This is a genomic window from Bilophila sp. T19-St14, from assembly GCF_059728385.1.
In genome coordinates, this window is record NZ_BAAGFT010000001.1 from 3,166,662 (window position 1) to 3,179,727 (window position 13,066).

The 13,066-nt window shown below is 58.3% G+C and carries 9 protein-coding genes; 3 read left to right on the top strand and 6 right to left on the bottom strand.

All coding sequences use genetic code 11. From position 1 onward, the window contains the following. Positions 1 to 153 precede the first annotated feature (153 nt). Both AC6I1V_RS13310 and AC6I1V_RS13315 read left to right on the top strand, forming a co-directional pair. Positions 154 to 1,047: a dihydrodipicolinate synthase family protein gene (locus AC6I1V_RS13310; protein ID WP_486854598.1), complete on the top strand. Its 894-nt coding sequence runs from the start codon at positions 154 to 156 to the stop codon at positions 1,045 to 1,047. A gap of 540 nt (positions 1,048 to 1,587) precedes the next feature. Beyond that, entirely contained in the window at positions 1,588 to 2,370 is a 783-nt protein-coding gene (locus AC6I1V_RS13315) for an amidohydrolase family protein (RefSeq protein ID WP_308770778.1), read from the top strand. 480 nt (positions 2,371 to 2,850) lie between these two features. Here the strand turns inward: AC6I1V_RS13315 and AC6I1V_RS13320 are convergent, their stop codons facing one another. The 5 genes from AC6I1V_RS13320 to efp form a co-directional block, all read right to left on the bottom strand. After that, positions 2,851 to 3,105 (bottom strand): hypothetical protein, encoded by a 255-nt coding sequence (locus tag AC6I1V_RS13320; RefSeq protein ID WP_486854597.1) that lies wholly within the window; start codon positions 3,103 to 3,105, stop codon positions 2,851 to 2,853. 145 nt (positions 3,106 to 3,250) lie between these two features. Continuing rightward, a complete protein-coding gene (locus AC6I1V_RS13325) occupies positions 3,251 to 4,888 on the bottom strand; it encodes an FmdE family protein (RefSeq protein WP_486854596.1) in 1,638 nt (545 codons plus the stop codon). Positions 4,889 to 4,911: 23 nt separating this feature from the next. Then, positions 4,912 to 5,589, bottom strand: a complete 678-nt coding sequence (lolA, locus tag AC6I1V_RS13330; protein ID WP_486854595.1) for an outer membrane lipoprotein periplasmic chaperone LolA — start codon at positions 5,587 to 5,589, stop codon at positions 4,912 to 4,914. Between the two features lie 227 nt (positions 5,590 to 5,816). After that, a complete protein-coding gene (locus AC6I1V_RS13335) occupies positions 5,817 to 8,669 on the bottom strand; it encodes a DNA translocase FtsK (RefSeq protein ID WP_497737065.1) in 2,853 nt (950 codons plus the stop codon). A 70-nt stretch (positions 8,670 to 8,739) separates the two neighbouring features. Beyond that, positions 8,740 to 9,297, bottom strand: coding sequence for an elongation factor P (gene efp / locus AC6I1V_RS13340; RefSeq protein ID WP_302553569.1), 558 nt, complete (start codon positions 9,295 to 9,297; stop codon positions 8,740 to 8,742). A 195-nt stretch (positions 9,298 to 9,492) separates the two neighbouring features. On the opposite strand from efp, the gene yihA reads away from it, so the two are divergent. Beyond that, on the top strand, positions 9,493 to 10,128 hold the full coding sequence (gene yihA / locus AC6I1V_RS13345; RefSeq protein WP_486850891.1) for a ribosome biogenesis GTP-binding protein YihA/YsxC: 636 nt from the start codon (positions 9,493 to 9,495) through the stop codon (positions 10,126 to 10,128). Between the two features lie 1,903 nt (positions 10,129 to 12,031). On the opposite strand, the gene AC6I1V_RS13350 is transcribed toward yihA, so the two are convergent. Next, entirely contained in the window at positions 12,032 to 13,051 is a 1,020-nt protein-coding gene (locus tag AC6I1V_RS13350; RefSeq protein WP_486854259.1) for a tyrosine recombinase XerC, read from the bottom strand. Positions 13,052 to 13,066: the final 15 nt, after the last annotated feature.

Genomic DNA, 13,066 nt, shown 5'->3' on the forward strand with positions numbered 1-13,066 from the left:
CCCAAGGCTTTCACCTGATGGGGGGCCGTCCGTTTTCGCGGACGCGCCGCGCCGTCTCAGGCATGGGGGGATCGCGCGGAAGCCCGCTCCCCATCAGCCGAAAGCTTTGGGGACACCCCTTTTCGTGCAACAGTACAGCCAAAGGAGCGGATCATGCCGGAAAGCAAGAAAAAATACACGGGGGCGTGGTGCCCTTCGATCACGCCGTTTGACGCGGACGGGAAGCTGGATCTTGCCGCGCTGGAAAAGCATTTCTCCCGGCTGTCGGAAGCCGGGATCGACGGCGTCCTGCTGATGGGGAGCATCGGGGAGTTCACGGCCCTGAGCATGGACGAGCGGGTCAGCCTGATCCATGCGGCGCGGACTATGACCCGATTGCCGCTGATCGCCAACGTGTCCGGCACCTGCATGGAAGACATGACGCGCTTGGCGGACGCGGCCTATTCGGAAGGCTATGAGGCGGTCATGGCCTTGCCGCACTACTATTTCGCCCAGACCCCGCGCCAGCTTGAGGCGTATTTCGATATGTTGGGCGGGCGTTTCGAGGGCGAGTGGCTCATCTATAATTTCCCGGCGCGTACGGGGTGCGATGTGGATGCGGCCCTGATCGCCAGGCTTGCCGCCCGGTTCCCCCGGTTCATGGGGGTGAAGGATACAGTGGACTGCGCCTCGCATACGCGGGCCATCGTGCGGGCCGTGTCTGAGGTGCGCGAGGACTTTTCGGTGCTGTGCGGGTTCGACGAGTATTTCATCCCCAACCTGATGAACGGCGGGGACGGCGTGCTGTCCGGGCTGAACAATGTCGTTCCCGAATTGTTTGCGCAGGCGAAAACGGCGTTCCGCTCAGGGCAGTTCGAGGAACTGTGCGCGGCGCACAGGGAAATCGGGCGGCTCTCGTCCATCTATGCGATAAGCGACGATTTCGTGGCGGCCATCAAGTCCGCCGTCGCCGCCAAGTTCGGCGGGCTGGAACCCGTCTCACGGGGATACGGCGGCGCGCTCGACGAGGCGCAGCTTGGCGCGGTGAAGCGGCTGTTCGGGCTATAGGCTTTCGGCGTGGACTTTCATTATTCTGCTGTTGTTTGAAGCATGTTCTGCTTTATGTAAAGGCTGTGTCATAGAAAATGGCTGGTGCTTTTTTCCTTGAAACTCCAAAGGGATAACCAGAAAAATGCCTTGGCCGTGGATCCCCCAAGGGGAAAACTGGAAAAAAGACTGTATTTTCACCGCACTGTGGAGATGAAACAACCACATACTATAACAGAGCCTTATGTAAAGGCTGTGTTATAGTATGTAGCTGATGCTTTTTTCCTTGAAGTTCCAAAGGAATAACCAAAAAAATGCCTCAGCTATGGATTCCGCCAAGGGGAAAAACGGAGAAAAAGGCCGTATTCTCACTGTGCTGTGGAAATGAAACAATCACATATATGGCAGAGCCTATTTCAATAGTTATTTTTTGCTTCCGGTGAAGCCGCGAATGCCTCGTTCGGCGCAGCCTGTGGACAACGGGCCGCGCCGAACGTATGTTCAGGGGCTGCGCCCGCGAAAGAACGCGGGCTTTTTTCCCTGAATCATTCGGACTGGATCATGCTTACAGACATTCATACGCACGCTTTTCACCCGAAAATCGCCCGCCATGCGGTGGAACATCTTAACGAAGCCTATCAGCTCAATTGTGTGGGCGAAGGAACCATCGCCGATCTGCTGCTGCGGGAAAAGCGTTCCGGCATAGGCCGCTGTGTGGTGCTGTGCGCGGCCACCACGCCGGGGCAGGTCGTCCCGGCCAATGACTACGCCGTCACGCTCCAGCGCGAGCACCCCGAAGTGACGGCTTTCGGCACCCTGCACCCCGCTTACGAAGCGTGGGAGAGCCAACTGGAACGCCTGAAGGCGGCGGGCATACGCGGGATCAAGCTCCATCCCGATTTCCAGCATTTCTGGCTGGACGATCCCCGGCTTCTGCCCATGTTCGAGGCCGCGCAGGACGATTTCATCTTCCTGTTCCATATCGGGGACAACGTGCCGCCGGAAAAGAATCCCTCCTGCCCGTACAAGCTGGCGGCGCTGCTGGATCGTTTCCCGCGCCTCCGCTGCATCGCCGGGCATCTCGGCGGGTATCATCAGTGGGAGCACTCCCTCAAGGCGCTCGTGGGGCGCGACGTGTGGCTGGATACGTCAAGCTGCACCCCGTTCATCCAGCCTGAGCTCCTCAAGGCCATTCTCCGCAGGCATCCGCAGGATCGCATCTTGTTCGGCAGCGATTACCCGCTGTACGATCCGGGCGACGCCATGATGCAGCTTCAGGAAAAGGCGGGGCTCAGCGACGCGGAGCTGGATCGCTATTGCAGCAATGCCGACGCCCTGTTCTGAAGCGTCTCGTTTCCGGGGCCCCGTCATGGCATGTGATTGTTTTGTGTGGCTGTGTCCGAGAAAACGGTTGATGCTTTTTTCCTTGAAGTTCCAAAGGAATAACCGGCAAAACGCCTTGGCTATGGATTCCGCTCAAGGGGAAAATCTGAGAAAAAGCCTGCATTTTCACCGTGTTGCGGAGATGAAGCAACCGTATGCTCTGACAGAGCCTTTTGTGTTTGCAGCATGCTGAAAAATACGGGCTTTTTCTCAGGCTTTTCGTTGATGGGCTTCACAGTTGGGATAGGGGGATCCCTTTGGAATTTCAAAAAAGCTCAACCTTTCCTATGGCACAGCCATTTCTGAAAGGGCAGCCGCACACAGGCGTGGATTTTGAGGGAAACGGTGTTTGTTACCAGAACGTCATCTTTGGGCTGTGCGGTATTTCAGAGGCAACCCGTTCCCGGAAGCAGCCGCCGCCGGATCAAAGGCGGCCTGCCCTCAAGACAAGGCGTTGTGGGAGTAAGCGATTGATGCTTTCTTGAGGCCGTGTCCCAGAAAATGGTTGATGCCTTTTTCCTTGAAACTCCAAAGGAATAACCGGCAAAATGCCTTAACCGGAGATTCCGCGATTCCGCCAAGGGGAAAAACGGAGAAAAAGGCCGTATGTTCACTGTCCTGTGGAGATGAAACAACCACATGCCATGGCAGAGCCTTTCTTGAAATCCTCAATAAAGGATCAATGAAAGGTTTCATTCATGCGGTTCATCGGAGAAAAGGCATATAGCCATTTGTATGGCCACGATGCCGTATGAATGTACCGGCCATATTCTATGGCAGGGGCAAAAGAAAAGGGGAAGCGCTTTCCGAAGAAAGGCTTCCCCCTCTTTTTTCCGGCGTATCAGGCTTTCCCGAAGGGGCACTTGGGGAACGTGCAGACCTTGCATTCCATGCACAGGCCGCCGTTGCCGAGCTTGGCGAGATCGAGGCGGGTGATGGGCACCCCGGCGAGCATGCGGGGCAGGATGATGTCGAAAACGGTGGTCTTGAAGAACAGCGCGCACGCGGGCACGCCGATGATCTGCGCGCCGCCGATGCGCCCGATGAGGGTCATCGTCCCCGGCAGCGCGGGCACGCCGTAGAGGGTGTCCGTAAGCCCCGCCTCGGTGAGGCCCTTGCGGGTGAGGTCGTCGGGATCGACGGACATGCCCGCCGTGGTGACGATGAAGTCCGCCCCGGCCTCAAGCAGGCCGCGCACGCCCTGAACGATGAGATCCGCGTCGTCAGGGGCGAAGAGCGTCTTGACCACTTCGCAGTGGTGCTGCTGCGCCTTCTGGGTGATGATGGGCGCGAAACGATCCTCAATCAGCCCCTGAAACACTTCGGTCCCGGTTACGAGGATGCCGATTTTGGCCTTGCGCATGGGCACGACCTTGAACAGCGGGCCGTCTTCCAAAACGGAAAGCGCCTTGAGGAATCCGGGGCGGGACAGGAACAGCGGGATGGCCCGGCTTCCTGCAAGCCGCGTCCCGGCGGTGAGCACGCTGTAGTTCTTGCGCGTACAGCACATCACGTCGGGCACGAGGTTGAAGCGTTCAAGGCGTTCCGTGTCCACCAGCAGCATGCCGTCGCGCGTGGCCCGGAAGTTGACCTTGCCTTCGCGCGGGGCGGCTTCCACTTCCACGCCGTCGCCGGGCATGAGCCGGGCGAAGCCGCGGGCGGCGTCGTCCTCATGCACCCAGCCTTCGGGGTGCGGCGTGTTTTCCTGAACGTAGACGCGGTTTTTGCCCATTTGCTGGAGGCGGCAGATGTCCCCTGCGGAAAGCTCCTGCCCGGCGACGAACGCGGCGCCCTTTTCCTTGCCCGGTATGATCTGCGTCATGTCGTGCAGGGCGTGCTTGCCGACCGCCTCTTCGACCGGGATCGGGACGGGGGCGGGCATACGGGGCTGCTGCGACAGGGCGAAGCCGGGGCCGTCCTCATATGGGGACTGCCCCTGGCAGGAGCGGCAGATCCCGCCGTAGGAGGCGGGGTAGTGGGAACCGCAGAGCGGGCAGCGGGTGATCGCGCCGAACGAGCGGCGCCCAAGCATGTCCTGACGGATGCGGACTTTGCGGAACGAGAGGATCGACTCGCCCGCTTCCTTGATCTGGGCTTGCAGCCGTTCGCTATCCTGCTCCTTCTTGGGGCGCTCCTTGAGGAACCAGCTGCGGATGGCGTCGTAGGGTTCCAGCTTGTCGTTGTCGAGCTCGACGCGGACGCCTTCCCCGGTCGCCTTGTCGTACAGGGTCAACGCGTAAATGCCGAAGGGCAGGACGCGGAGCCAGCCGTTGCCGACCGTGCATGGCGTAAGCATCTGCACGGCGTCGGGGAGGCAGTGGGCCGTTTCGCTGATGGCGTCGTACAGGACGCCTTCCGGTATGTGGCGCTTGGCAAGCTCCACCATGTAGCCGCCGATGATCAGGCCGGGAGCGGGATACCCGTGAAAGGCACGGGCCTCTTCCATGAATTCTTCATGCGTCCGGGAGCCGATGGACATGGACACCTCGCAGGGCTAGGGCGTTATTGCAGCAGCGGGCGTTCGGGAGCGTTCTGATTCATCAGGTTCTCCACGGTGATGCCCTGAGGAGGCGTGAACTGGAAGGTTCCGGCCTTGATGGACGCATCGGGCGTCAGCGAGGTCAGGGCCACTTCATTGGTGTTGCCGTAGAAGTCCAGAATCTGCGCCTTCTTGATCAACTTCGTGCCCTTGTCCACCCAGAGGAGCGCCTCCACAAGCTGCGGAGAAGGATCTTTGGGGTAGAGCCGGAGCACGGCCAGTCCGTTATCGTCCGGCTCGGCCTCGACGGTGAAATCCTTGTCGAGGCGGCTCTGGCCGGTGATGACCTGAATGATGGAGCGGGAGTCGTGAACCACTTCCGGCGAATATTGGTAGGCCAGCTCTTCGTCGGGCAGGTAGTCCCATACGTCCTTGTCCGTGATGACCAAAAGTTCCGCATGGGGGGCCTTGGTCTCCCAGCGGATGCGGAGCGGCTTCTGGAAGGCGAGGGTGCCTTGACGGGTTTCCTCGGAGCCGCTTTCCTGATGGACGAGGCGTTGGGTGAACTCAGCGGTAAAGGATTGCATCGCCTCATATTTTTTCTGCATCTCTCCCGTAATGGCGGGAGCCGCCGCGTGCGAAGCGCCCGCGCTGATCAGCAGCAGGGCCGCGGCACAGGCGAAAAAGGTCGGGAAACGCATGATGATCTCCTGAAAAAGGGTGTTTGGCACGGAATGCATCAACTGTCTTGCCGCAACGACCGGCAGGCAGGCCACCGTGTTCCGGGAAGCCTGCCTCTTCGGGAAGTCCCCCCGTGCGCGCGTCCCCTTCCTGAAAAGGGCTGTCCGCCGCACGTTCTCCGCCGATGGGCCGGGCAGGAGGGCAGGCCGGGGGAAGGGCGCCGGAACGCGCTCCCCCCATTGAAAAATCAATCCATCCGCACGGTTCTGGCTTTATTGGCGCGGGAAGCGGGCGGAAGGATGCCTTCCTCCTCCATGCGTTCGACGAACCGCGCGGCCTTGTTGAAGCCGATGCGGAAACGCCGCTGGAGCAGGGAAATGGACATGCGGCCTTGCTCCTGCACGAAGGCCACGGCCTCGGCGTACAGGGATTCCTCTTCCGAGCTGCCCGGCCCGGAAGCCGGGGCCGAGGACGCCTTGGCGTTTTCCGCGAGGGACGTGCCCCATTCGGTGAAATCCACCTCGTATTGCGGCGCGCACTGGCGTCTCCAGTGATCGGCCACGGCCTGCACCTCGTCGTCGGTGACGAAAGGCCCGTGCAGGCGCTGGAGTTTGCCGCCGGTGGGCTTGAACAGCATGTCGCCCTTGCCGAGGAGCTGCTCGGCCCCGGCCGTATCGAGGATGGTGCGCGAGTCATACTTGTTGGCGACCTGAAACGAAATGCGGCACGGGAAGTTCGCCTTGATGAGGCCCGTCACCACGTCCACGCTCGGACGCTGCGTCGCCACGATGAGGTGGATGCCGGCGGCACGGGCGAGCTGGGCAAGGCGCACGAGGCAGCCTTCCACATCCTTGCCCGCCGTGAGCATGAGATCCGCCAGTTCGTCAATGACGATGACGAGGTAGGGCATGGGCTTGAGATCGGCGTACTCCTGCGGCCTTTCGTCGCCGAATGAAGCCAGTTTCTTATTGTAGTCCTTGATGTTTTTGACCCCGAACTTGGCGAGGCAGTCGTAACGGCCGTCCATCTCGGCCACGGCCCATTCAAGCGCCGTCTTGGCGAGGGAGGTTTCCGTCACCACGGGATGCACGAGATGCGGCAGATTCGCATACATCGCCATTTCCACGCGCTTGGGGTCGATCATCATGAGCTTCACTTCATCCGGCGAGGCTTTGTAGAGGAAGCTCACCAACACGGAGTTGAGGCACACGCTTTTGCCCGATCCCGTCGTACCGGCGACGAGCACATGGGGCATGGTGGCGAGATCCCGGACGGCGGGGCGCCCTTCGATGTCCTTGCCGAGGGCCATCGTCAGCAGTGACGGCGCACTCTGGAAGGCTTCCGACTGGATCAGCTCACGGAAGTTGACGGTGGAGCGGTTCAGGTTGGGGATTTCCACGCCCACGGTGTCGCATCCCGGCACGGGGGCCTGAATACGGATGGCTTCGGCCTTGAGGCTGCGGGCGAGGTCGTCGGTCAGGTTGGTGAACCGGCCCACGCGGACGCCCGGAGCGGGGCGGATTTCAAACAGGGTAATCACCGGGCCGGGCGTCACCCGAACCAGTTCGCCCTGAATATTGAATTCGGAGAGGCAGTTCATCAGGCTTGCGCTCTGCTGCTCCAGCACTTCCCTCGTGGGCAGGGAATCGCTCTGCTGCGGCTGTTGGAGCAGATCCAGCGAAGGCATGGGATAGGAGCGCTTGCGCAGGAGGGGTTTCGCTGCTGCGGGGGCCGTCCCCACGGGCGCGTCGATGCGGGGCTGCGCGGTTTGGGCCGGGGCCTGAGACATTGCCTGAGGCGTTGGGGCCGCCTGTACGGGCGGCTGGGCGGGCGCGGACGGAGCCGCAGGCTGTGCGGCAGCCTGTACCGGCTGCGGCGCTTGCTGCCATTGGGCAACGGGCTGCGCGGCATCCTGCTGGGGCGCGAACGCAAAGGTGTCCTGCGGCTGATCCGGGGCGTGGGAAGCCGCTTCCGCGTGGGCCTGCGCAGGCTGAGCCGTGGCTTGCTGCTCCGCCGCATACGGCTGTACGGGGTGAACCGTGGCTTGCGGTTCCGCCTGAGGCTGTGCGGGGGCGGGCGGCATTTCGGGGATGGTCAGGGCCAGCAGCGGGTTTTCCCCGGCGAGAAGATTGACGGGCTTGGCGGCGGCATCCGCAGGGGAGGGCAAGCGGATGTCCGTCTGCGGCGCGGATGTCCCCGTCCCCGCGCGCGGTTCTTCCGGCTGGAACTCAAAGGTATCCTCGGACGGAGGCTCCCAGAGCTTGAGCGGTTCCCCTGCGCTTTTTTTCGGCGCGGCGGGCGTTTCCTCAGGCGCTAGGAGGAAGGGCGGATCCATGCTGAGCAGTTCCTCGCGCTTGGGCGCGGGCCTTCCCTCTTCATCATGGATCTCGAACAGCGGGATGACGCTGGAGGCTTCTTCTTCGCTTTTTTTATCCTTTTGGGGCAACCCGATTTTGGGCAGGGCGACCTTGGGCATGGATACCTTGGAAAGGCGCTCCGGCAAGTCGTCGAGGGAGAGGGGCGTCCCGCTCAGCTGTTCCTTCAGCAGGGCCCATCCTTTGCGGATAAGCGCGAGCCACGCGATGCCGAAGGCCATCTCAAGGGAGATGAACAGCAGGAACAGCCAGATCAGGGAAGACCCCACCGGGCTGAACAGGGTGGTGAACTTGGTATAAAGGGTCATGCCGAGCATGCCGCCGCCCCGGACGTCGCCGATGCCGAGGTTCCAAGCCGCACCGAGGGAAATGAGGCAAACCGCCAGAAGGGTAAAGCCGAACCAGCGCCACCACGGCATGGTGAACCATGTGGAGACGCAGCCCGCCCCCCACGCAAGGAAGACGAGGGGCCAGACAAGCGCGGCGAACCCGAAGATGTCGACCAGAAGCCCGCTGAGGTATGCGCCGAAGAGCCCGGCGTAATTTTTGACGATTGCAGGGTTGCTCACGGCATGGTTGATGCTGGGGTCATTCTGATCAAAGGACACTAGGCTCAAGAGCACCAGCAGCCCCCAGAAAATAAGAAAAAGCCCAAACAGTTCCCGGGCGATCTTGCGTCCGTCCGTAATGGCAACCTCCTCCGGCGCTCTCCGTTTTGTCTGCATGATAGGGATGGCGATCTGTTGAAGCGGGGATCATCCGGCCCGGAACCGGGGATCCGGGCCGGAAAAAGCACTATTCGCGGCCGAGATAGGCGTTGGTGCGGGTATCGACCTTGACGCGGTCGCCGATGTTCACGAAAATCGGAACCTGAATGACGACGCCGGTTTCGAGGGTGGCGGGCTTGGTCACGTTGCTCACCGTGTCGCCCTTGGCGCCGGGTTCGGTTTCGGTGACTTCAAGGACGAGGGAGGCCGGGATTTCGATGTCCAGCGGCTTTTCGTTGTAGAGAAGCACACGGCATTCCTGCCCGTCCTTGAGGTAGTTGGCCTTGCCGTCGGTGGCTTCGGCATCCATGTGCATCTGATCGTAGGTGGTCATGTCCATGAACACGAGCTGGTCGCCTTCGTGATACAGGAACTGCATGTCGCGGGATTCGAGGTTCGGGCGATCGACCTTTTCGCCGGAACGGAAGGTGTTGTCCAGCACGCGGCCGTTGAGGATGTTACGCAGCTTGGTACGTACCATAGCTCCGCCTTTGCCGGGCTTGAAGTGTTGGAATTCGATGATTTCGAAGGGAGTCCCGTCGATTTCGATTTTAAGCCCCTTGCGGAAATCCGTGGTGGAATACATGCTGCCTCCAAAAACAGTGCTGAATATCAAATACTTACCAAGGGAGTGCTCAGCGCCCCCCGCTTGTTCCTTATCCGGGGCAATCGGACGGCTGCCGCGATTGCTTTTCACGCTGCGGCAGGATAGCCTTGCCACTGCAACTTGATATTGTCGAACATCAGGCCGCGCTTGTCAACATACACCGGAGGTTCCCGCATGATGAAAGAGACTCCCCCCACGCTGACTCTTGAGGCGACGACGTTCAATAAGCCGCAGCTTCAGGAGCAGCTTTCCGTGCTTGAGCAGCGTCAGGAAGCGCAGATTGCGCTTGCCGGGCGTTCCAATGTGGGGAAGTCGTCCCTCGTCAACGCCCTCGCCCGCCGCAAGCAGCTTGCCAAAATCAGCGCGACGCCGGGCAAGACGCGTTCCATCAATTTCTACAGGGTCGACCCCGACGGCTTTTCCCTGGTCGATCTTCCGGGCTACGGCTATGCGAAGTGTTCGCAGGAAGAGCGCAAGAGCTGGGCCAAGCTGATTGAATACTACCTCACGAACACCCCGGCGCTCAAGGCCTTAGCCCTGCTGCTCGACTGCCGGATTCCGCCGCAGGCCTTGGATCGCGATCTCGCGGACTTTGCGCGCGTGCACGGCATCCCGCTTTTGCCCGTGCTGACCAAAGCCGACAAGTGCACGCAGGTCGAACGCAGCAAGCGCCAGCAGGAGTGGAGCCGTCTGCTCAACGGCGTTATGCCCCTTCCCGTTTCCTCCAAGGACATGCGCGGCATCGATGCCCTTTGGCGCGAGCTGCGTCGTTTCGTGGGGGCGGGGGAAGGCGTGGGTGAAGAGGGGTAAACATTGGGGAAGGGAGGGAAAACCTTTCTGGAGAAAGGCTTTTCCCTCCCTTCCCCAAACCCCATCCCTCCCTTTCCAAAGACTTTTGCAATGGTTAGGTGGTGGGCCGGGCGGCAAGGCGGCTGGTGCCCTTATGTCCGTCCCCTGCATGTCTTGTTTTTATGAGCCAATGACAAGTGCCGTTCGGAAACGAATGGTGTATGTCCTTTTTTAGGCGCTGTCATAGCATGTGGTTGTTTCATCTCCACAGCACGGTGAGCATACGGCCTTTTTCTCCAGTTTTCCTATGGTTCTGTTAGAGTATATGGTTGTTTTTGTTTTATCAATATACTGAAAATATATGCTTTTTTCGATTTTCTGCTGATGGGCTCCATGATTGGGGGATTTTATTGGGTATTTCCTTGGAATTTCAAGAAATAAAGCATCAGCCGTTTTCTATGACACAGCCTTTCCTATTGGCGTAGTCCACGGTTAGGGCACTTTGTTGGTTATTCCTTTGAAACTTCAGGGAAAAAAAGTATCAACTACTTTCTAGGACACAGCCATTTTTTATGGCTGTGTTTAAGTTTGTGGTTGATACAAGATTTCAACTGGAAAGGAAGAGTTCTTTGGAAATTATTTGGAGGTCTCGCAATAATTCTTCAAAACTGGATTTCATGTAATGAACAAAAAATGAGAGAGGCCCACATCACCAGACGTGGAACGATCTTTTATCTATTGATTTTCATTGAAAAAATCATCAACCGTAAAATTGAACACAGCCATTTTTTATTGAGGCTGTGTCATAGGAACTAGTTGGTTTTATTTAACGCTCTGTCATGGCATGTGGTTGTTTCATTTCCATAGCACGGTGAACATACGGCCTTTTTCTCCAGTTTTCCCCTTGGCGGAATTCATGGCTAAGGCATTTTGCTGGCCATTTCTTTGGAGCTTCAAGGAAATAACCAATAAAATCCCCCAACCACAGAGCCCTCCAGTGGAAAATTTTGAGAAAAAGCATATATTTTCAGTGTATTGCTAAAACAAAACAACCATGTACTCTGACAGAGCCATTTTTTTGAAATTCCAAAGGAATAACCAATAAAATGCTACGATTATGGATCCATCAACGGAAAAGTCAGAGAAAAAGTCTGTCGTTTTCACTATATTGTAGAAAGTTGGGCAGCCACATCCTATGACAGAACCTTCTTATTTTATAGGTTATGAGCCGTTCGCGTTTAATAAGTGGCTCTGCATAGGATATGATTTTTTTAGGCTGTGTTCAATTTTACGGTTGATGATTTTTTCAATGAAAATCAATAGATAAAAGTCCATTCCACGTCTGGTGATGTGGGCCTCTCTCATTTTTTGTTCATTACATGAAATCCAGTTTTGAAGAATTGTTGCGAGACCTCCAAATAATTTCCAAAAAACTCTTCCTTTCCAGTTGGAATCTTGTATCAGCCACAAACTTAAACACAGCCTTTTTTTAGGCTGTGTTATAGAAAATAGTCGATACTTTTTTCCTTGAAGTTCCAAAGGGATAATCGGCAAAATGCCTTAGCCGTGTGGATCCCGCCAAGGGGAAAACCGGAGAAAAAGGCTGTATTTTCACCTCACTGTGGAGATGAAACAATCACAAACTATAACAGAGCCTTTTTTATATTTACAGCATATTGAAAATATATTTTTGTCTGTCTTTTCTCCTGATGGGCTTCATGATTGAAGCATTGGGCTGGGCATCTACTGGAAACTTCAAGAAATGAAATTTCAATGGCTTGCTGTGCGCAGCCTCATAACAATCCGGGAAAAACGGCAGCAGGGATTCGATAAGGTCGAAAGTCTTGGGAGGGAGAGGGGAGGGGGCGTGGGGGAGGGGAGAGGGAACCCTTCTCCAGAAGGGTTCCCTCTCCCCTCCCCCACATCACCTGTCCTCCCCTTCTTCTCCACCCTTTCCCCGAACGCTTGAGCGGGGATGCGCCTTGTCATAGACGTGCATGAGATGATCAAGGGTGATGTGCGTGTAGCGCTGTGTAGTTGAAAGGCTGGCATGGCCGAGCAGCTCCTGTACGGAGCGCATGTCCGCACCATTCTCCAGCATGTGCGTGGCGAAGGTATGGCGCAGGGTGTGGGGGGAAAGATGCTGCGGCAACCCGGCGCTTTTGCGGATCTCGTCGAGAATCCGCGCCGCCTGCCTCCGGTTGAGCCGCTTGCCCCTGTTGCCCACGAAAAGGGCTTTTTCGGCGGGCGGGGCGATGAGCGCGCGCACCCTGAGCCAGAGGAACAGCGCCCTGACGGATGTGTCGCTCAACGGCGCTATACGTTCCTTGGAGCCCTTGCCGATAACCCGGATAAAGCCGCTTGCCGGGTCTACATCGTCCACATCCAGATCAAGGGCTTCGGAAATACGCAGCCCGGAACCGTAAAGCAGTTCCGCCAGAGCCAGATCGCGGGTACGCCCGGCGTGCTCGCGATCCGTGGCCGTCTGCCCGGCCTGCCGGGAACCGTCAAGGCCCGCCGCGCCGCCGGACTCCACGCTGGCCTCGTCCAGCAGGGTGAACATCTGATCCACGTTCAGCACCGTGGGATGGCGGAGCTCCCGCTTGGGGTTGCGCACGAGTTTTGCCGGGTTCCTGTCGATTTTGCTCATCTTCATGAGGTACCGGAACAGCGAGCGCAGGGCCGAGAGCTTGCGGCCTATGGAACTGCGGGCTTGGCCTTCATGAAAAAGATGCGCGGAATAATCCTGAAAGTGGTATTTTTCCAGTTCGCCGGGCCGGGAGAGCGTATACTGTTCGCGGTGGAGCCACTCCTCGAACTGGAGGAGATCCGTGCGGTACGCCGAGATGGTTGCCGGGGAAAAGCCTTTTTGATCGGCCATCCATGTCAGGAACTGTTCCACATCCTGCGGAAGCGGGGGCATTGCGGGGGCGTGGGTGGGCATTGGGGATTCCTTATG